Here is an 18,321-nt window from a genome sequence, read left to right as displayed (position 1 = left end):
GGGGGTAAAAAGATTGACCGTGCCGGAGGCCCGGGAGGCGTGCCGAGAGCTCTTCGAGCGAAAGGACCCGGAGGCCATCCTGGAGGACCTCGTGGACTTCGCCAAGCGGGTGGACAAGGCCTGGGAGAACGCGAACCCGCGCATGGGGGAGATCTCGGCCAAGGACGACGCTCGGGAGATCCGGCGCCGGCGGGAGCTCCTCCTCAGCCTGGTCCACCACTACTTCGACCGGCTGAGCCCGGACCTGCTCCGGGACGCCCTCGGGGTGGAGGAGGGGGAGGTGAGGAGCTACCGGGAGCTGGACGCGATCCTGCGCGCGCTCGAGGAGGAGCTGGAGGAGCGGCGGGAGGACGTGCTGAGGGTCCGGAAGGCGCTGGGGAAGTACGCGTGCGCCCGGATCTACGTGCTGAGCTGGCTGGCCGTCAGGTTCTCCGGGGAGCGCGCCCGGCTGAACTCCTGGAAGGGCCGGCTGATGGAGTCGGAGCTGCTGGCGGAGGAGGCGGCGTTCCTGGTCCCGCTGCTGTGGGACGAGCGGGTGCGGGAGTGGGCGGAGCGGTACCTGGACGGGCTGGGGTTCGACGCGGTCCCGGGGGAGGAGTCCGGGGACGAGGGCGGGGAGGAGGAAGGGGAGTCCGAGGACGGGTGGCTGGAGTTCGGGGAGGATCGGGCGGAGCCGGAGCCGGAGTTGGAGGTGTGCGTGGCGCGGGATCGGCTCCCGCGGTTCGTGGATCCGGATACGGGGGCGGTGGTTCCGGACGCTCGGGCGGGAGATTTATTGGTGGTGGGTGAGACGGCCGCCGGGATCCTGTCGGAGCGTGGGAAGCGGTGGGGAGGCCCGTTCGCGAGGAGGGTGCGTTAACGGGGGCGTTCGGGCATGGTCAAGCTGCCGCGGAAGATCCGGACGTACTGCCCGTACTGCCGGAAGCACACGGTGCACGAGATCGAGAAGGTCAAGAAGCGGCCGCCGCGGAAGATGGCGTGGGGTCAGCGGCAGTTCGAGCGGGTCCTGAAGGGTTACGGCGGCTTCCCGCGTCCGAAGCCGTCCGGGGAGAAACCCACTAAGAAGGTCGACCTGCGGTACCGGTGCACGGAGTGCGGTAAGGCGCACACGCGGAAGGGTTGGCGGGCCGGTACGCTGGAGTTCGAGGAGTAGGGGGTGGGAGCCGTGGCCGAGCGGGAGGAGGAGCGGCTGTTGAGGCGGTTCACGGAGTCGGATCTGGTTCCGCAGCCGCGAAGCCGGTTCCTGAGGGTAGAGTGCGTGGACTGCGGGAACGAGCAGGTGATCTTCGGAAACGCGAGCACGGTCGTGCGGTGCCACGTGTGCGGTCGGGTGCTGGCGAAGCCGACGGGCGGTAAGGCTCGGGTGCTGACGAAGATCAAGGAGGTTCTCGAGTAATGCCCCGGAAGCTCTCGGAGCTGCCGGAGGAAGGCGAGGTCGTGATGGCCACGGTGGAGCGGGTGGAGGATCACGGGGCCTTCGTCACGCTGGACGAGTACCCGGAGGTGGAGGGCTACATCCACATCTCGGAGGTGGCGAGCGGCTGGGTCAAGAACATCCGGGACCACGTGAAGGAGGGGCAGAAGGTCGTCGCGAAGGTGATCCGGGTCAACCCGAAGAAGAAGTACGTGAACCTGTCCCTGCGGCGGGTCACGGACCACCAGCGGAAGGAGAAGCTGAAGGAGTGGAAGCGGGAGCAGCGGGCGGAGAAGCTGCTGGAGATGGCGGCGGAGGAGCTGGGGAAGGACCTGGACGAGGCGTACGAGGAGGCCGGGTACCGGCTGATCGAGGAGTACGGGTCGCTGTACGACGCGCTGGAGCGGGCGGCCTCGGAGCAGAGCGCGGAGCCGCTGCTGAAGGCGGGGATCCCGGAGGAGTGGGCGGAGAAGCTGGCGGAGCTGGCGATCGAAAACATCGAGCCGGGCCGGGTGAAGATCGAGGCGTACGTGGACTTGAGCTGCCCGGCCCCGAACGGGGTGGAGGTGATCCGGGAGGCGCTGCAGCGCATCGAGGGGTACGGTGAGGACGAGGACGTGAAGATGGAGGTCCAGTACGTCGGCGCGCCGCGGTACCGGATCCGGGTGGACGCGCCGGACTACAAGACGGCGGAGCGGGTGGTTCGGGAGGCCGCGCGGGAGGCGATCGAGTACGTGGAGGAGCACGGTGGGGAGGGCGAGTTCCACCGGGAGATCGAAGAGGGGTGACCGCGTGCCCAAGCGGCTCCGACGGTGCAAGGAGTGCGGCGAGTACACCCTGCAGCGGGACCGGTGCCCGCACTGCGGCGGCGAGGTGGAGGTTCCCCACCCGCCCCGATTCTCCCCGGAGGACCCGTACGGTAAGTATCGGAGGAGATTAAAAAAGAAGGTGTGGATCAAGAAGTTCGGGCCTCCCCCGAGGGGGGAGGGGGAGTAACGATGGACCTCTTAAAGCTCGCCCGCGGGAGCACCGTCATCCGGCTCGAGTTCGAGCCGGACGTGGAGAAACCCGTGCTGGTGGAGGGCCTGCCCGGCATCGGACACGTGGGCAAGCTCGCGGCGGAGGCCATGATCGAGGACCTGGGCGCGGAGAAGTTCGGGGAGCTGTACTCGCCCTACTTCCCGCCCCAGGTCTCCGTGAACCAGGACGGGATCGTGGAGGTCATGAAGAACGAGTTCTACGTGTACGAGTCGGACGGGTCGGACGAGCCGGACATCATCTTCCTCGTGGGCAAGGCGCAGGTGCAGGGCGAGCTCGGCCAGCACGAGGTGGCCATCAAGGTCCTCAGCACCGTTAAGGAGTTCGGAACGGAGACCATCTTCACGCTCGGGGGGCTGGGGACCGGGACCTTCCCCTCCGAGCCCAAGGTGGTCGGGGCGGCCACGCACAAGGAGATGGTCGACCTGCTGAAGGAGCACGGGGTGGAGATCCGCACCGGGAACGGGGGCGGTAACATCGTCGGGGCCTCGGGGCTGCTGCTGGGGTTCGGCAAGCTCATGGGCATGCGCGGTGCCTGCCTGATGGGCGTGACGCCGGGACACCTGGTCGACCCGCGCGCGGCCATGGCGGTGGTGGAGAAGCTGTCCGACATCCTGGGCGTGGAGGTGGAGGCGGACTCGCTGCGGAAGCGCGCGGAGAAGTTCGAGCGGGAGGTCTCGCAGCAGCTGGAGGAGATGCCGTCCATGGAGGAGCTGCAGCAGGCGCAGCAGCAGGAGGTGGAGGAAGGGCACCCCGAGGAAGACCTACGGTACATCGGGTGAGGTCGTTGGGGAGGGCGGTTCACCGGGCCCTTTTTTCCGCCCTTCCACCCCTCCTCTTACCGCTGCTTCCCGTGACCTGGACCCTCCACGCCGCGTTCCTGCTCGCCGTTACCGGCGTCTGCGCGGAGCGGTACGGGATACCGGCCACGTCCATGGCCTCCGGTATCCTGGCCGGCACGCTGCTTCTCGGGCACCCGTACGTGGCCGCCCTCGCCGCCGTCATCGGCGAGCTGACCGTGGCGGAGGCGCTCCGACGCAAGCTCTCCGACGATCCGGTCGCCTCGACCCTGCACTCGGCGGTGGGAGGGGCGGCCGCGGCGGTCCTGCTCGGCCAGGCGATGTCGGGCGTCCTCCCCGCAATCATCTTCGGACTCACCGTCTTCGGGGCGTTCATCCGGCCCCCGCTGGCCCCGAAGCTCTACGAGCGTAGGGAGCGGTACGACCCCTGGAACTCGATCCTCCTGGCCGCCCTGATGCTGTTCGGGCTCGCCCCCGCCCTCGGGCTGACGAACGCCTGCCTCGCGTTCCTCGTCTCCAAGGGGGTCGACGGCGCGGGCGGGCTCGCCCAGTTCGTCCCCAGGTCCGTGAACCCGGTGGTCTCGCTCGAGGGGTTCCGGGTCCGGCGCGTGGAGGAGGGCATCAGCCCGATCGGCACGATCTTCGAGTTCCTGGCGGCGCTCCTGCTGGGACTGCTCATCACCGGGTCCTGGCGAGGCGGGCTCGTCATGGGGGCGGTGGTCACGGCCGCGGACCTCGCGTCCAACGTGACGGGGGTCGAGCGGTACCACAAGGGGGACGACCTGCTGATGATGTTCGCCGCCGCCTGGACGATCCAAACGTTCGGCGCCCACGGGCTGTTCGAGCTCGCCCGGCACCTCCGACCCGCGGGGTGAGACGGGTGGACTGGCGGTACCTGACCGCCGCCGTCGCCGTCTCCCTGTTCGTGTACTCCGGGATCGACACGGAGCCCCTGCAGTACCGCACCGCCCACTGGGTGCACTCGCTGCTCAACGCGCTGGGCGTGCACCTCCCGAAGACGGGGTACACGTTCCAGGTGGGCGGGATCAACGCCGTGATCGTGAAGGGCTGCGTCGTGTGGCCCGCGATCGCCCTCTTCGTCGGTCTCATCCTCGCGACCCCGGGCCCCTCGCTGACCCGCAAGCTCCTGGCCATCGCCGTCTCGACCGCGATCATGACCGCGGGGAACGTGCTCCGGCTCGCGTTCATGTTCTACATGATGAGCGTCTGGCACGTGGGGTTCCGGGTGGCCCACGACATCGTGGGCCAGCTCATCGGCCTCCTGATCATCGTGCTCGCCGGCTGGATCGCCTTCGAGATCGTCCCGGAAACGGAGGAGAAACTGCGCGAGCTGCTCCCGGTCTAAAAGCCCGCCAGGGGGAGTAGGGTGCCCACCTACGACGCCGACCTCCACCTGCACTCCAAGTACTCCGGGGGCACCTCCCCTCGGATGGTGATCCAGGAGCTCGCTCGCGGGGCGAGGAGGAAGGGGCTGGACCTCGTCGGCACGGGGGACATCCTCCATCCCCGGTGGCGGCGGCACGTGCGGCGCGAGCTGGAGCGGGACGAGTACGGGCTGCTCCGGGACCCGCGCACGGGCGTCCGGTTCGTCCCCACGGTCGAGATCGAGGATCGGGACCGGGTGCACCACCTCGTGATCCTGCCCTCGCTGGACGCGGCCGAGGACCTGTACGAGGAGCTGAGGCCTCATTCCCCGGACATCGAGGAGGAGGGGCGGCCGAGGGTCGACCTCTCCGGGGCCGAGCTGGTGGACCTGCTGAAGGAGCGGGAGTGCCTGGTCGGCCCGGCGCACGCGTTCGTCCCCTGGACCAGCGTGTTCAAGGAGTACGACTCCCTGTCCGAGTGCTACGGCGACGCCGTGGACCGGGTCGACTTCGTGGAGCTGGGCCTCTCCGCGGACTCCGACTACGCGGACCGGATCTCGGAGCTGCACCGGTACACGTTCCTCACCTGCTCCGACGCGCACTCCCCCTACCCGCACCGGCTCGGGCGCGAGTTCGTCCGGCTGGAGCTGGAGGAGCCCTCCTACGACGCGATCAAGGCGGCGATCCGGCGGAAGCCGGGCGGTCGCGTGGTCCTGAACGTGGGCCTGGTCCCGGAGCTGGGCAAGTACAACCGGACGGCGTGCGCCCGGTGCAAGCGCCAGTTCACGCTGGAGGAGGCGGAGCGGCTGAACTGGCGGTGCCCCGAGTGCGGTGGACGGATCAAGAAGGGCGTGCGGGACCGGGTGCTCGAGCTGGCGGACCTGGACGAGCCGAGGCATCCGAAGCATCGGCCCCCGTACCTGCGGATCGTCCCGCTGTCGGAGCTGATCGCGAAGGCGCTGGGGCTCTCGACGGTCACGGCGAAGAAGGTGAACGCCGTGTGGAACGCCCTCGTCCGGCGGTTCGGGAGCGAGATCGACGTGCTGGTCGAGGCGCCGCCGGAGGAGGTGGCGGAGGTGGACGAGCGGGTCGCGAGGCTCCTGCGGGCCTTCAGGGAGGGGTCGGTTCGGATCCGGCCGGGCGGGGGCGGTCGGTACGGGGAGATCCTCGTGGGCGAGGAGGAAGACGGTGAGGAGGGCGGGGAGGAGGGACCGCGGACGGGCGGCGGCAGGGTGGTGCAGCGGACCCTGGACGAGCTGCTCCGGGGGTAGGACCGCGTGCCGCTCATCCGCCGGAGGCGGCTGCGCCGGTTCCTGGAGCGGATCGAGGTGCGCGTGGGGATCGAGGAGGAGCTGTTCCTCATCAGCCGGCGCGGTTCCCTCGTGCGGGCCGCCGACGACGTGATCATGGAGGCGGCGGAGCTGCTGAAGTCGGACCACTCGCTGCTCGACACGTGCTGGGAGTACGTGCTGGGCCTGGACCCGGAGCCGAACCCGGCGCAGATCGAGTACATCACCCAGCCCGTGCCGCCGGAGAAGGCGCTGGAGGCCTGCAAGGTGGGTCGGGAGCTGATCCGGAAGGCGGCCAGCCGGATGAGACTCCTGGTCCTGCTGGAGAGCATGCACCCGGTGGAGAGCGATCCCCTGCCGATCAACGGGACGCACGTGAACCTGGCCATCCGGTTCAAGGACAAGCCGTACATGACGCCGTCCCAGGTCTGCGCGGTGTACAACTACCTGTGGTACCACCTGCCCACGCTCATCGCGGCCACGGCCAACACGCCCTACTGCTGCGGGGGGCGGAACCTCGCGGCCAGCTGCCGGCTGCTGAAGAGCCGGGTGCTCAAGCCCAACCGGCACGCGCGGCTGGAGCGGCCCCCCAAGCGCCCCACCCTGACCCAGACGCAGTACTACGGTCGACTCCGGTACAAGCTCCGGCTGCGCAAGGACACGGAGTTCGAGGAGCGGGTGGTGGCGCACCCGAACGGCAAGCGGTTGGTGGACATCACCCCGCGCGGGCCGGCCTCGAACGTGACGGGGGACGAGAACGAGAGCCCGGAGCGGAACCGGGTGGAGGTGCGGGCGATCGACAACCAGAAGTCCCTGGACTACCTGCACGACGTGATCCTCCTCATCGCGGGGTTGGGCGTGCACGGGTTCTACCTGTACGAGAAGGAGGGTCGGATGAGCTACCCGGACGAGCACCACATGGAGAACCGGGAGCGGGCGATCCGGTCCGGGATCGAGGCGGAGTTCGTCCGGGAGGACGGGATCGTGGAGGCCCGGGAGGCGCTCCTGGAGCTGATCGGGCTCGTGGAGGAGATCGTCGACGAGTTCGGGCTCTCCTTCCGCTCCCAGCTGCGCAACGGGAAGACCGAGCTCGAGGAGCGGCCGTCCCTGAAGGTGGAGCGGAAGTTCGAGGAGCTGGCGCGGTACGAGGGGAAGGAGGTCGTCGTGCGGCTCGGCTCGGACCGCGTTCTGGAGATCAACGGGAAGCGGGTCAGGATCCCGGAGGGGACTCGGCTGGTGGGGCGCCTGACCCCGGTCGCGGACTACGAGTACCGGCGGGATCGGCTGGGGTTCGTCAAGGACATCGTGCGGGCCCGGATCACGGTGGGCGTCGATCAGCCCGTGGTCGTGGCCGAGCGGGAGGGCGTGCTGGGCCGGCTGCCCCGGGGCGTGAGGGTACCGCTCAAAGAGGGGGATCAGATCGTCCAGCTCGAGCACGTGAGCAGGGGGATCGTGAGCCGGTGGTGATCGACGTTCACAATCACCTAGGGGAGGACGTGGACGGCACGGTCCAGACCGTGGAAATGCTGCTCGCGAAGATGCGGGTCAACGGGATCGACCGGGCGGTCGTGTTCCCCTTCAACGACGTCGATCCGGGCGTGTGCTTCTCGAAGGCGAACGATCGGATCGCGCAGGCGTGCTCGGAGCACGAAGAGCTGATCGGGTTCTGCCGTGTGGACCCGAACTGCGAGGAGGCGGCGGTGGAGGAGGTGGAGCGGTGCGTGCGCGAGCTGGGGCTGCGAGGGGTCAAGCTGCACCCACGCAGTCAGTCCTTCTACCCGGACGACCCGGAGGCGGTTCGGGTGGTGGAGAAGGCGGCGGACCTGAGCGTGCCGGTGATCGTTCACACGGCCCGGGGTGAGCCCTTCTCGGATCCCGTCCGGGTGGGTCGGCTGGCGGAGGAGGTGCCGGACACGCCCATCATCATGGCGCACATGGGTAAGGAGCAGGGGTACGACGCGGCGATCCGGGTCGCGGAGGAGCACGAGAACGCGTACCTGGAGGTCTCCCTGGTGAAAGACCCGGAGGTGATCGAGCGCGCGGCGGAGCGGGTCGGGGAGGAGCGCATCCTCTTCGGCTCGGACTCCCCATACGGTAGCCCGGCCGCGCAGCTGGAGGTGGTGCGGGCGGCCGACGTGGACCACGATCTGATCCTGGAGGAGAACGCGAAGAGGATCCTGGGGCTCTGAGCTTGCCCCTGAGGAGCCGGGCCGTGGAGCTGATTCTCCGGGAGGGGATCTCGGACGTTCGGGAGCTGTCCGAGCGGCTGGACGTCCCCACGGAGCGGCTCCGGCGCGCCCTGAGGGGCGTGCCGGGGCTGTCGGTCGACGGCGAGCGGGTGGGCTCGGAGGTGCGGCTGCGCGGGTACGTGGAGGTCCGCGGGGCGCGCCCGATCCTGCTCACGGCCCCGCACGCGCAGGGGCCCGGGGCGGACGTGTTCACCGGGGAGATCGCGTGGTGGGTCGCGCGGATCGCCGGCTGTCACGCGCTCATCGCGACGGTCAGCCGGCGGTCGCGCCTGCCCGGGAAGGATCGACCGGCCGATTACAACCGGGAGTGGACGCGGGACACGCCCTTCCGGCGCCGGATCTCGGAGCTGATCGAGGAGCACGGGATCCGGTTCATCGTGGACCTGCACGGGATGGAGTCCGACCCCATCCGGCCGGAGGTGGACGTGGGGGCGCTGGGCGGCGAGGCCGCGAGGGGTGAGCTCGTCGCGAAGGTGGTGGAGCGGTTGGAAGAGTGCGGGTTCGACGTGGGGTTCGAGCAGGAGTTCTGCGGCGGGGACATCCTGGAGTATCACTGCGACGGTAAGCGGGTGCAGGGGCTGCAGCTGGAGCTGTCCGAGGAGCTGCGGGAGATAGACGAATATAGGGGCATCCTGGCCGTGCTGGTGGTCGTTAACACGCTACTGGGGGAGTTGTGATACATGGTAGCCGTCGTGCTCGTGGGGCATGGCAGCCGCCTCCCGTACAACCGCGAGGTGGTGGAGAAGCTCGCCGAGTACGTGGAGGAGATGGGTGACTTCGAGGCCGTGGAGGTCGGGTTCATGGAGTTCTCGGAGCCGTCCATCCAGGAGGCCGTGAAGCGGGCGGCCGAGTCGGGGGCGGATCGGATCGTGGTCGTGCCGGTGTTCCTGGCCCACGGGGTGCACACCAAGCGGGACATCCCGAGGATGCTGGGCCTGGAGCCGGACTGGGAGGAGGATCACGGGCACGATCACGATCACGGGCACCATCATCACCACGATCATCACCGCGAGTACGAGCCCGTGGACGTGGACGCGGAGATCGTCTACACGGAGCCGATCGGGGCGGATCGGCGCATCGCCGAGATCATCCTGGACCGCATCAAGGAGGCGCTGGAGGAGTAGACCTTGCCCGGCCTCATCATCGCCACGCTAACCGGGCGCACCGTGGAGGACATGGTCGAGCTGGCCGTCGAGGCCGTGGAGCAGGGCGCGGACGCGCTGGAGGTGCGGCTGGACTACCTGGAGAATCTGGACCTGAGGACGGCCCTGCGGGCCGTTCGGGAGTGCTCGCGGTACGAGCGCGTGATCGCCACGCTGCGCCGGGCGGAGGAGGGCGGGCGGTTCGAGGGCGACGAGGAGCGACGGTTGGAGATCCTGGAGCGGGTCTCGGAGGAGGCCGACTTCGTGGACGTGGAGCTGGACGTGGCCGAGGAGGACGTGATCCGGCCCGCGTGCCGCACGATCGTGTCGCACCACGACTTCGAGGGCACTCCGGAGAAGAAGGAGCTGTTCGAGCTGCGGGACCGGTGCGCGGAGCTGGGGGACGTGGCCAAGGTCGTCCCCACGGCGCGGGATCACGGGGAGGCCCTGCGGGTGCTGGAGATGGTGGCGACCGCCGACGCGCCCACGATCGGCTTCGCGATGGGCGAGCGGGCCCGGTACACGCGGGTGGTGAGCCTGCTCGTGGGCGGGTACGCCACGTACGCCGCGGTCCGGGGCGCGGCGGCCCCGGGGCAGATGACGGTTCGCGAGGTGAGGGAGGCGTTGGAGCTCCTGGGAGGGCGTTAGAGGCGCTCCAGGATCTCCCGGGCCGCCTTCCTGCCGGAGCGGAGCATGCCGCCGAAGATGGGTCCCATCCGGTAGGCGCCGCGCACCGCGGAGGCGGCCATGCCGGCGACGAAGAGGCCCGGTTTGACCTCTCGGGTGTGCTTCTCCACGAGCTCCTCGCCGCGCTCCGCCCACATCGGTCCCTCTCCCTTCACCTCCACGCCCGCGCACCGGCAGACCGAGGCCTCGTGACCCGTGGCGTCCACGGTGAACTTAGCCTCCATCGGTAGCGGGTCCACGTGCATGCCGGCGCGCTTGGCGGCCGTCCAGTTGACGACGACGCCCTCGACGCGGCCCTGACGCTCGATCACGTCCTCCACCTCCAGCCCCACGAGGATGACGGCACCCGCCTCCACGGCCGCGTGGGCGAGCTTGATCGCCGCCTCCACGGGGTTGAACGCGAGCAGGCCCTCCTCGGCGGGTTCCAGCTCGACCCCCAGCTCCTCCAGGAGCTCGGCGTCCTCCTCCATCACGACGCCCGCGGGCAGGAACATCCCGCCGCCGGTCATCCCGCCGCCGACGTACAGCTGCCGCTCGATGACGGTGACCTTCACGTCGTTCCGGGCCAGCTCGTAGGCGCAGGTGAGACCGGCCGGGCCGGCCCCGACGACGATGACGTCGCTCCGGGCCCGGTCGTTAAGCACCTCGTAACCTTTCCTGAGGATGGAGGAGGCGATGGACCGCTCCAAGGTCGGACCCCGGGTCGTTACTCCTCGGACTCGGAGAGCTCTCGGAGCCGAGCCTCCAGCCGCTCGATCTTCCTTCGGATGTCGTTCCTGAACTCGTTGAACCGCTGCTCCAGCTCCTCCAGCCGTCGGTCGAGCGCGTCCACCCGGCGCTCCACCTGCTCCAGGTCCTCGGTCGTGGCCAGTCCCCAGCTGTCGATGAGCTCCTCCACGCGCCGCTCGATCATCTCGTCCACGCGCTTAGAGATGATGTCGGAGCTGGACAGGGACAGCTTCCCGGACAGCTTGTTACCCAGCAAGGTGGGGGACTCCCCGGACTCGGTGCTCGTGCGGCTTCGCACGATCAGGGCCACGACGATGATCACGGCGAGCGTGATCACGCCGACCGCGATGAACTCGGCGATGGTCATCACTCACCACCTTCCTCCTCCAGCTTTTCGAGGCTCTTGGAGAGCTCCTCCAACCGCTTGAGCTCGGCCTCAAGCTCCAACCGCGTCATGCGCGTTTCGACGTCCATATACTTTTCCGCGAGGCTCGTGAGGAGGGAGCGGATCGCACTCACGCGGTTGAGGAGCCGGGTGTCCTCGGGCAGGTAGAAGAGTAAATCCAGCAGCCGGCGACGCTCCAGGTCGGCCCGGACCAGCTCCACCTTTTCCCGCTCCACCTTCAGCTCGAGCTCCCGGACGCGCAGCTTCCGGGAGTAAACACGGGCCGTGATCGCGGCGACGATGACGGCCGTGACGCACCCGGAAAGGGCGACGAGGACGGTCGGTTGCGTCAGGATCGGGAGGAGGTTCACCGGATTATCCCTGGAGCTCGCGGCTCAGCGCTTTGATAACCTTTTCCGCCGACTTCAGGTCGCCGGTGATGTCGACGGTCAGCGGGGTGATCACGATCGACCCGCGCCGCAGCTCGTAGAGATCCGTGCCCTTGGGCGGGTCCTCGATCACGTCGCCGTCGATCCAGTAGTACCGGCGGCCGCGTGGATCGTGCCGCTCCTCGATCCTGGGTCGGTACATGGTGAAGGCCAGCGGGGCGGCGGTCACGCGGCCGTTCCACCGCTCCGGGCTCGGCACGTTCACGTTCAGGACGCCCCGCCAGTCGACGTCGGAGAGGACGCGCAGCAGGCCTCGAAGCACCCGGGCGGCCAGGGTGAAGTCCACCTCCTCGTCGTCCGGGTTGTTGTCCATCCGGGCCCTGGGGCTCCGGACCTCCTGGGAGATGGCGATGGCGGGAATGCCGTTCCCATACGCCTCCAGCGCCGCGCCGACCGTGCCGGACGTGGTGATGTCGGCGCTGAGGTTCTCCCCCAGGTTGATCCCGGAGACGACGAGGTTGGGTGGCTCGTCCATGAGGGAGAAGGCCCCGATCAGCACGGCGTCCGCCGGCGTCCCGGAGATGGCCAGCGCCTCCACCCCTTCGATCCGCATCTCCTCCGCCCGCACGGGCTCCAGCAGGGAGATGCTACGTCCCACCCCGCTCTGCTGGGTCGCCGGGGCGACCACCGTCACCTCGCCGAACTCCTTGCAGACGCGGATGGCCTCCCGCAGCCCGGGCGAGGCGATCCCGTCATCGTTGGTGATCAGGATCCTCACGCCAGGGCGCCCCCTTCACCCGACCCTCGTACACGATCTCCGCCGGTCCCTCCAGGAGCGGGCCGTCGTCGAGCAGGACCTTCAGCGGGCCGCCCGCGGTGCTCACCCGCACGGGCCCGTCCGCCCCGAACAGGTCGGCGTACACGAGCGCGGCCGCGACCACGCCGGAGCCGCACGCGGGGGTCCAGCCGACCCCACGCTCGTACGTACGCACGCGCAGGGCGTCCCCGGCCGGGGCCGCGAAGGTCACGTTCACGCCGCCGCGCTCCGCGTACCGGCGCTGGATCTCGCGGGCCTCCCGGGTGAGCCGGCGGGCCTCGCGCACGGGGTCCCGCTCGGTGAGGCGGACGAGGTGGGGCACGCCGGCGTCGACCTCGAAGCCCAGCTCCGTCGCGTCCCTCACCCGGGCCCCGGGCACCTCCACCCGCACCCGGTCGTTGAGGACCTCCACGGCGTGACGGCCCGATAACGTTCTTAGAGCCTTAACGTTCTCGCCGCGCACGTCCGTCGCGTACCGAGCCGCGCACCGGGCCGCGTTCCCGCAGAACTCGGCCTCGGACCCGTCCCGGTTGAAGATCCGCATCTCCACCTCGGACGACCGCACGCGGACGAAGATCACGCCGTCGGCGCCCACGCCCGCCCGGCGGTCGCAGGCCCAGCGGGCGAACGCGGGTTTCTCCCCCTCCGGGACCCGCTCCCCGTCCGTCTCGTCCACGAGCACGAAGTCGTTGAGGGCCCCCTGCACCTTCCAGAACCGCGAGAGGGAGGCCCCCCCGGACCGCGGTTAGAGGCGGCGGAGCGCGTCCACGATCTGCGTCTTCGCCTCCGTCCGCTCGTCCACGTCCTTGACCACCCTCGCCGGCACGCCGGCCACGACCTTGCCGGGCGGCACGTCCTCGGTCACCACGGCCCCGGCCGCCACGACCGCCCCCTCGCCCACGGTTACGCCCTCCAGCACGACGGCGTTCGCGCCCACCACGACGTTGTCCTCGATCACGACGGGCTTGGCGCTCGGCGGCTCCAGGACGCCCGCGATGACCGCGCCCGCCCCGATGTGCACGTTCCGCCCGATCTCCGCGCGGGACCCGATGACCGCGTTCATGTCGATCATCGTGTTGTCCCCGATCTTCGCGCCGATGTTGATCACGGCGCCCATCATCACGACCACGCCCTTGCCCAGCTCCACCTTGTCCCGGATGATCGCGCCCGGCTCGATCCGCGCGTCCTTGAACTCGGCGTAATCCGCGAGCGGGACCGCCCGGTTCCGGTGGTCCAGCTCCCGGTGGTAGTACTCCACCGAGTCGTCGCCCTCGATCACCTCGAGGATCTCGTCGTGCTCCCCGACCGCGACCACGTGGTCGACGCCCGTGAACACCTTCACGCCCTCTACCCGCTCCTCGAGGCGCTCCGCGAGCCCCTCGGGATCGTCCGTCTTGATGTAGAACCGGGCGATGGTCCGCTTGGGGCTCTCGGAGATGTATCGGATGAGCTCCTCCGGGTCCAGGTCCGCCACGCGCCTCACCCCACCAGCTCCAGGAAGTTCCGGGCGATGACGTCCCCGCCTTCCGTCATGAAGCTTTCAGGGTGAAACTGCAGGCCGAACACGTCGTGATCGACGTGCCGGATGGCCATCAGCTCCCCGTCGTCCCTGGCCCACGCGCAGGCCTCGAGCTCGTCCGGGAGGCTGGACTCCTCCAGGACCAGCGAGTGGTACCGCATGGCCTCGAACGGGTTCTCCAGGCCGGAGAGCACGCCCTCGCCCGTGTGCTCGATCGGCGAGGTCTTCCCGTGCACGATGCGGCGGGCGCGCCGGACCCGGGCCCCGTACGCGACCCCGATGCACTGGTGGCCCAGGCAGACCCCGAGGATGGGGATCTCCCCAGCGAAGCGGCGGATGGCGGGGATCGACACGCCCGCGTCCCGCTCCGGGTGCCCGGGACCGGGGCTGATCACGAGCCCGTCCGGGTCCAACCGCTCGAGCCGGGAGAGGGGCGCCCGGTTGGAGACGACCCTCAGCTCCACGCCCTCCAGGGGCGCGAAGAGGTGGTACAGGTTGTACACGAAGCTATCCTTGTTGTTGATCAGCACCAGCCTCCTCAAGGATGGCCCCCACCATCGCCCGCATCTTGTCCTCCGTCTCGCGCCACTCCCGCTCGGGCACGGAGTCGTACACGATCCCCGCGCCGGCCTGCGTGAACCAGCGCCGACCCGTGGAGAAGATCGTGCGGATGGAGATCGCGAAGTCCAGGTCGCCCGTCCAGCTGACGTACCCCACCCCGCCCGCGTACGGGCCCCGCTTGTACACCTCGAGCTCGTCGATGATCTCCATCGCCCGCACCTTCGGTGCGCCCGAGACCGTGCCCGCCGGGAAGGTCGCCCGGAGCACGTCCCACGGGGTGACCCCGGGGCGCCGCTCCCCCTCCACCTCGGACACGATGTGCTGCACGTGACTGTACCGTTCCACCTCCATGAGCCGGGTCACGCGAACGGTGCCCGGGCGCGAGACCTTGCCCACGTCGTTCCGGGCCAGGTCCACGAGCATGGCGTGCTCGGCCCGCTCCTTCTCGTCCTCCAGCATCTCCCGGGCCAACCGCTCGTCCTCCTCCGGCGTCTCGCCCCGGGGCCGGGTGCCCGCGATGGGCTTCGTGACGATCCGATCGCCCTCCAGCTTGACCAGCGTCTCGGGGCTGGAGCCCACGATCCGACGCTCGCCGAACTCCAGGCAGTACATGTACGGTGACGGGTTGATCTCCCGCAGCCTCCGGTACACCTCGAGCGGGTCGGCCGCGGCCCGCACCTCCACGCGCCGGGAGAGCACGACCTGGAAGATGTCGCCAGAGACGATGTAATCCCGGGCGCGCTCAACCATCTCCTCGAACTCCTCCCGCCCCACGTCCCGGCGCACGGGACCGGCCCGGTACACCCGGGGGGCCGCCGACCCCGTCGCGTCCCGGGCGCACTCCTCGATCGCCTCCGCCCGCCACTCGACTTCGTACCCGTCCGGGTGCACGGAGACCAGCTCCACGCGATCCTCAACGTGATCGTACCGGACGACGGAGTCGTACAGGCACAGCTCGAACTCGGGCCACCGAGGGTCCGGCACCGTCGTCGGCCGCACGTCCAGCCAGTCCTCCACCACGTCGTACGATATGTACCCCACCAGCCCGCCCACGAACCCCGAGCCCTCCACCTCCGGGAGCCCGGAGAACAGGCGGCGCATCAGCTGGAAGTAGTCCTCGTCCGATCGCTTCCGGTCCCGGTCCACCAGGTCGTACTCGGGGTCCCAGACGTCCACGTGCACCCGGCCGCCCGAGCACGCGATCCGCAGGGCGGGAGCGAAGCCGACGAAGGAGTACCGACCGCTCTCCCCCACCTCCGCCGACTCGAACAGGAACGTGTGCGAGGAGAGGGTGCGCAGGGCCGCGTACAGCTCGTCCGGAGCCGCGTCCACGTCCAGCTCCCTCACCGTAAGACGCATCGGGAGCTCCCCGCCAGCAGCTTGGGCGACACGTGTACCTCCAGGTACGCGGCCGCGGTCAGCGCGAAGAGGCAGTAGGAGACGCTGCGCACCACCCAGCTCGGGGGCCGAAGGCTCGCGTCGGGCCACCGCCGGTGCACCCGCTCGCGGTGGATGAGGTGGTCCGCCAGGTACAGCCCCAGCGCCGCGGCCGCGATCACCGTCGGGAACTCGATCACCCCGTGGGGAAGTAGGAGCAGCTTGATCACCCGGTGTACGCCGAACTTGTCCGCCACCGAGGCGAAGAAGGAGCCCGCCGCCACCCCGTTGATGAAGGGCACCACGAGCGGGCCCATCCTGAGGGTCAGGATCACGTCCGCCTCCCGGTACCGGCTCACCTCGTATCCCATCCACCGTGCCAGTCGGATCAGGGCGTCCGCGTACGGGGGCCGTTCCACCCGGTGCCGCAGTCGGGAGGGGACGATCGACAGGATCATCCGGTCGATCAGGAGTGCCAGGACGCCGCCGAACACGCACAGCAGCACGACCACCGAGTTCCAGATCAGGATCGCGACGGTGATCCGCTCCCTGCCGAACGGGAGCACGGCCGCCAACCGCTCCACCCGGTGCTTCACGGCGGTGACGATCAGTTTCGGCATCTTCGGGGAGATTAGGTACAGGGCGACCCCGAGGATCGTGGAGGCCAGGAACAGCTCCACCGCGATCCGCACGTACACGTGGAACGGCCGCACCCCGGCGTCGGTCACCGCGGTTCCCCCTCCGTACCGTAGAGGATCCGACGATTATAACGTTGAACTCTTCCCGAGGGTCCCGGCGGTCGGGGATGAGGAGTACGGCGGATTGCCGAGCCGGACGATGAGGAGGGACCCAGTCACCCGACCTCCGCCTCCAGGGTCACGAACACCGGGCCCTTCACCTCGATCTCCCTCCCCCTCTCCGTGACGTACCGCAGCAGCCGATCGGACAGCCGGATGTTCACCTGCGAGGGGCGCGAGACCTTCCTCGCCCGGACCGTCGTCTCACCGCCCCCCGACGCCAGCAGCTCCTCCACCTCGTAGGCCAGCCGCGCCGCGAGCCCTTCGTCGAACGAGACGCCTGCGTCCACCCCCTCCTCACGGATCTCCCGCCCGAACTCGCCCTCCGGCGGGACCGCGTACACGCTCCCGTCCCGCACGTACACCCGGTTGAACGCCGCCGGCCCCGCCAGCGGCTCCCCTTCCTCCCGCTCCACCGCCCGCACGGTCACCTCCAGCCCGCCAAACTCCCCCTCGAACAGCGTCACCTCCACCGGACCCTCCTCGTCCGCGTGCTCCCGCAGCCCGCGCACGACCTCCCTCACCAGCCGCTCCCCGAACGACGTCGCCGGCTTCACCTCGTAGTCGATCATCCGCGCCAGCTCCAGGTCCGACGGCTCCCACGGCTCGTGCTCCACGTACGCCAGCGCCCGCACGTCCTCGACCCCGTACAGCACCATGCAGAGCCGCTCGACCCCGATCCCCAGGTTCATCACCGGGTACTCGATCCCGTACTCCGCCAGTGCGACCGGTGAGTACAGCCCGAACGTGGCGATCTCCACCCAGCCCGGGCCCAGCTCCTCGTCCTCCACCGAATCTTCCAGGTCCGGATGGTACGCGTACACCTCCGTCTGCGTGCCCGGCACGTAGTACTTCGACATCTTCTCGTCCGGCACGAACTCGAAATCCTCGAACCCGAACTGCCGCAGGATCGCCTCCGCCACCGCCTTCCCCGTGTCCACCGTCACGTCGTCCCCCACCACCACGCACGAGGCGGAGAAGTAGGAGTACAGGTGGCTCTCATCCTCCCGCTGCTCCCGCCGGAAGCACCGATCGATCGAGAACAGCCTCAACGGCGGCTCCTCCCGCTTCAGGAGCTCCGAGAGCGTGATGAACCAGCCCGCCGTCATGTGCGACCGCAGCGTCAGCGGCGGATCCAACGGCTCCGGCCGCAGCCTCCGGAACTCCGGGAACACCTCCTCCAGCACCCGCACCGCCGTCCCGTCGTCCACGCCCAGCGCCTCCGCGATCGCGTGCGTCAGCTCGTCCCCGTCCAGCCTGCCCTTCTTGTACTCGTGCAGCGTCTCCCGCAGCCGCTCCACCTCCTCCTCCGACGGCTCCCGACCCAGCACCTCCGCCAGCTTCTCCACCTTCTCCTCGCCCAACCCCACGTCCGGACGCGGGAGACCCGCCAGGTAGAAGCACCGGTCCAGCACGGCCGCCGCCTCCGGCCCGAACTGCCTGTACACGTCCTCCTCCGGGATGATCACCGGGTTCACGACCTCCCTGAACCCCGCCCGCAGGTACGCCTCCCGCAGCCGCTGGATCGTCTCAAAGAGCGGGTGCGGCTCGCCCGCCTCCACCCTGAGCCGCGGATACCGATCCTCCAGCCCCGGCCTCCGAACCAGCTTCGCCCCCTCCTTCCACGCCCGATCGAAGTCCTCCCGCGCCAGCGATCGAAGCTCCTCCAGCCGCTCCCTGTCGAAGGGCATCCGGGCTCCCCCGAGGGTAGACCGCCGCGGTGACCTTATGATAGCGACCCCG

24 protein-coding genes are annotated in these 18,321 nt (G+C 69.5%); 14 read left to right on the top strand and 10 right to left on the bottom strand.

Annotated features, from left to right (window positions below; genetic code table 11):
* The first annotated feature begins 13 nt into the window (after positions 1–13).
* The 14 genes from ACXJJV_RS07010 to aroD all read left to right on the top strand — a co-directional run bounded on the left by ACXJJV_RS07010 (position 14) and on the right by aroD (position 9,965).
* Complete coding sequence (locus tag ACXJJV_RS07010; protein ID WP_456467470.1) at positions 14–859, top strand: hypothetical protein; 846 nt, start codon at positions 14–16, stop codon at positions 857–859.
* 15 nt (positions 860–874) lie between these two features.
* A complete protein-coding gene (locus ACXJJV_RS07005; RefSeq protein WP_456467469.1) occupies positions 875–1,153 on the top strand; it encodes a 50S ribosomal protein L44e in 279 nt (92 codons plus the stop codon).
* A gap of 39 nt (positions 1,154–1,192) precedes the next feature.
* Positions 1,193–1,396, top strand: a complete 204-nt coding sequence (locus ACXJJV_RS07000; protein ID WP_456467554.1) for a 30S ribosomal protein S27e — start codon at positions 1,193–1,195, stop codon at positions 1,394–1,396.
* Positions 1,396–2,202, top strand: a complete 807-nt coding sequence (locus ACXJJV_RS06995; RefSeq protein WP_456467468.1) for a translation initiation factor IF-2 subunit alpha — start codon at positions 1,396–1,398, stop codon at positions 2,200–2,202. Before ACXJJV_RS07000 ends, ACXJJV_RS06995 begins: the two co-directional genes overlap by 1 nt.
* 4 nt (positions 2,203–2,206) lie before the next feature.
* Positions 2,207–2,410, top strand: coding sequence for an RNA-protein complex protein Nop10 (locus tag ACXJJV_RS06990; protein WP_456467467.1), 204 nt, complete (start codon positions 2,207–2,209; stop codon positions 2,408–2,410).
* Between the two features lie 2 nt (positions 2,411–2,412).
* On the top strand, positions 2,413–3,234 hold the full coding sequence (locus ACXJJV_RS06985) for a proteasome assembly chaperone family protein (RefSeq protein ID WP_456467466.1): 822 nt from the start codon (positions 2,413–2,415) through the stop codon (positions 3,232–3,234).
* 71 nt (positions 3,235–3,305) lie between these two features.
* Positions 3,306–4,127, top strand: a complete 822-nt coding sequence (locus ACXJJV_RS06980; RefSeq protein WP_456467465.1) for a hypothetical protein — start codon at positions 3,306–3,308, stop codon at positions 4,125–4,127.
* Positions 4,128–4,132: 5 nt separating this feature from the next.
* A complete protein-coding gene (locus tag ACXJJV_RS06975) occupies positions 4,133–4,618 on the top strand; it encodes an archaeosortase/exosortase family protein (protein ID WP_456467464.1) in 486 nt (161 codons plus the stop codon).
* 21 nt (positions 4,619–4,639) lie between these two features.
* Entirely contained in the window at positions 4,640–5,908 is a 1,269-nt protein-coding gene (locus tag ACXJJV_RS06970; RefSeq protein WP_456467463.1) for a TIGR00375 family protein, read from the top strand.
* 6 nt (positions 5,909–5,914) lie between these two features.
* Positions 5,915–7,393 (top strand): glutamate--cysteine ligase family protein, encoded by a 1,479-nt coding sequence (locus ACXJJV_RS06965; protein ID WP_456467462.1) that lies wholly within the window; start codon positions 5,915–5,917, stop codon positions 7,391–7,393.
* Positions 7,387–8,115, top strand: a complete 729-nt coding sequence (locus ACXJJV_RS06960; protein WP_456467461.1) for an amidohydrolase family protein — start codon at positions 7,387–7,389, stop codon at positions 8,113–8,115. The genes ACXJJV_RS06965 and ACXJJV_RS06960 overlap by 7 nt, the downstream gene beginning before the upstream one ends.
* A 2-nt stretch (positions 8,116–8,117) precedes the next feature.
* Complete coding sequence (locus ACXJJV_RS06955; protein WP_456467460.1) at positions 8,118–8,852, top strand: N-formylglutamate amidohydrolase; 735 nt, start codon at positions 8,118–8,120, stop codon at positions 8,850–8,852.
* Positions 8,853–8,855: 3 nt separating this feature from the next.
* Positions 8,856–9,299, top strand: coding sequence for a sirohydrochlorin nickelochelatase (gene cfbA / locus ACXJJV_RS06950; protein WP_456467459.1), 444 nt, complete (start codon positions 8,856–8,858; stop codon positions 9,297–9,299).
* A 3-nt stretch (positions 9,300–9,302) separates the two neighbouring features.
* Positions 9,303–9,965, top strand: coding sequence for a type I 3-dehydroquinate dehydratase (gene aroD / locus ACXJJV_RS06945; RefSeq protein ID WP_456467458.1), 663 nt, complete (start codon positions 9,303–9,305; stop codon positions 9,963–9,965).
* Here the strand turns inward: aroD and ACXJJV_RS06940 are convergent.
* The 10 genes from ACXJJV_RS06940 to sepS form a co-directional block, all read right to left on the bottom strand.
* Positions 9,962–10,693: a sulfide-dependent adenosine diphosphate thiazole synthase gene (locus tag ACXJJV_RS06940; protein ID WP_456467457.1), complete on the bottom strand. Its 732-nt coding sequence runs from the start codon at positions 10,691–10,693 to the stop codon at positions 9,962–9,964. The two genes, aroD and ACXJJV_RS06940, sit on opposite strands and share 4 nt — an antisense overlap.
* A gap of 17 nt (positions 10,694–10,710) precedes the next feature.
* Positions 10,711–11,100 carry a hypothetical protein gene (locus ACXJJV_RS06935; protein ID WP_456467456.1) on the bottom strand — a complete coding sequence of 130 codons (390 nt, stop codon included), beginning with the start codon at positions 11,098–11,100 and terminating at the stop codon, positions 10,711–10,713.
* Positions 11,100–11,489, bottom strand: a complete 390-nt coding sequence (locus ACXJJV_RS06930) for a hypothetical protein (protein ID WP_456467455.1) — start codon at positions 11,487–11,489, stop codon at positions 11,100–11,102. Before ACXJJV_RS06930 ends, ACXJJV_RS06935 begins: the two co-directional genes overlap by 1 nt.
* Positions 11,490–11,493: 4 nt before the next feature.
* Positions 11,494–12,285 (bottom strand): 5'/3'-nucleotidase SurE, encoded by a 792-nt coding sequence (gene surE / locus ACXJJV_RS06925; RefSeq protein ID WP_456467454.1) that lies wholly within the window; start codon positions 12,283–12,285, stop codon positions 11,494–11,496.
* Positions 12,260–13,030: a diaminopimelate epimerase gene (gene dapF, locus ACXJJV_RS06920; RefSeq protein ID WP_456467453.1), complete on the bottom strand. Its 771-nt coding sequence runs from the start codon at positions 13,028–13,030 to the stop codon at positions 12,260–12,262. The genes surE and dapF overlap by 26 nt, the downstream gene beginning before the upstream one ends.
* Before the next feature lie 39 nt (positions 13,031–13,069).
* A complete protein-coding gene (gene dapD / locus ACXJJV_RS06915; protein WP_456467553.1) occupies positions 13,070–13,789 on the bottom strand; it encodes a 2,3,4,5-tetrahydropyridine-2,6-dicarboxylate N-acetyltransferase in 720 nt (239 codons plus the stop codon).
* A 14-nt stretch (positions 13,790–13,803) separates the two neighbouring features.
* Positions 13,804–14,385 carry an anthranilate synthase component II gene (locus tag ACXJJV_RS06910; RefSeq protein WP_456467452.1) on the bottom strand — a complete coding sequence of 194 codons (582 nt, stop codon included), beginning with the start codon at positions 14,383–14,385 and terminating at the stop codon, positions 13,804–13,806.
* A complete protein-coding gene (gene trpE / locus ACXJJV_RS06905) occupies positions 14,351–15,763 on the bottom strand; it encodes an anthranilate synthase component I (protein ID WP_456467451.1) in 1,413 nt (470 codons plus the stop codon). Before trpE ends, ACXJJV_RS06910 begins: the two co-directional genes overlap by 35 nt.
* A complete protein-coding gene (locus tag ACXJJV_RS06900) occupies positions 15,748–16,509 on the bottom strand; it encodes a stage II sporulation protein M (protein ID WP_456467450.1) in 762 nt (253 codons plus the stop codon). Before ACXJJV_RS06900 ends, trpE begins: the two co-directional genes overlap by 16 nt.
* 125 nt (positions 16,510–16,634) lie before the next feature.
* The gene (gene sepS / locus ACXJJV_RS06895; RefSeq protein ID WP_456467449.1) at positions 16,635–18,269 is read right to left on the bottom strand and encodes an O-phosphoserine--tRNA ligase; all 1,635 of its coding nucleotides are present in this window, start codon (positions 18,267–18,269) and stop codon (positions 16,635–16,637) included.
* Positions 18,270–18,321 lie beyond the last annotated feature (52 nt).

Source organism: Methanopyrus sp. (genome assembly GCF_053997775.1).
The sequence above is the reverse complement of the archived record's forward strand: the minus strand, read 5'-3'. Positions and strand labels throughout refer to the sequence as shown.

What these genes read in the sequence shown, in the direction of transcription:
- ACXJJV_RS06935 (WP_456467456.1), bottom strand. Translation starts at nt 11,100, where the DNA reads ATGACCATCGCCGAGTTCATCGCGGTCGGCGTGATCACGCTCGCCGTG.
- ACXJJV_RS06995 (WP_456467468.1), top strand. Translation starts at nt 1,396, where the DNA reads ATGCCCCGGAAGCTCTCGGAGCTGCCGGAGGAAGGCGAGGTCGTGATG.
- trpE (WP_456467451.1), bottom strand. Translation starts at nt 15,763, where the DNA reads ATGCGTCTTACGGTGAGGGAGCTGGACGTGGACGCGGCTCCGGACGAG.
- cfbA (WP_456467459.1), top strand. Translation starts at nt 8,856, where the DNA reads ATGGTAGCCGTCGTGCTCGTGGGGCATGGCAGCCGCCTCCCGTACAAC.
- ACXJJV_RS06985 (WP_456467466.1), top strand. Translation starts at nt 2,413, where the DNA reads ATGGACCTCTTAAAGCTCGCCCGCGGGAGCACCGTCATCCGGCTCGAG.
- ACXJJV_RS07005 (WP_456467469.1), top strand. Translation starts at nt 875, where the DNA reads ATGGTCAAGCTGCCGCGGAAGATCCGGACGTACTGCCCGTACTGCCGG.
- sepS (WP_456467449.1), bottom strand. Translation starts at nt 18,269, where the DNA reads ATGCCCTTCGACAGGGAGCGGCTGGAGGAGCTTCGATCGCTGGCGCGG.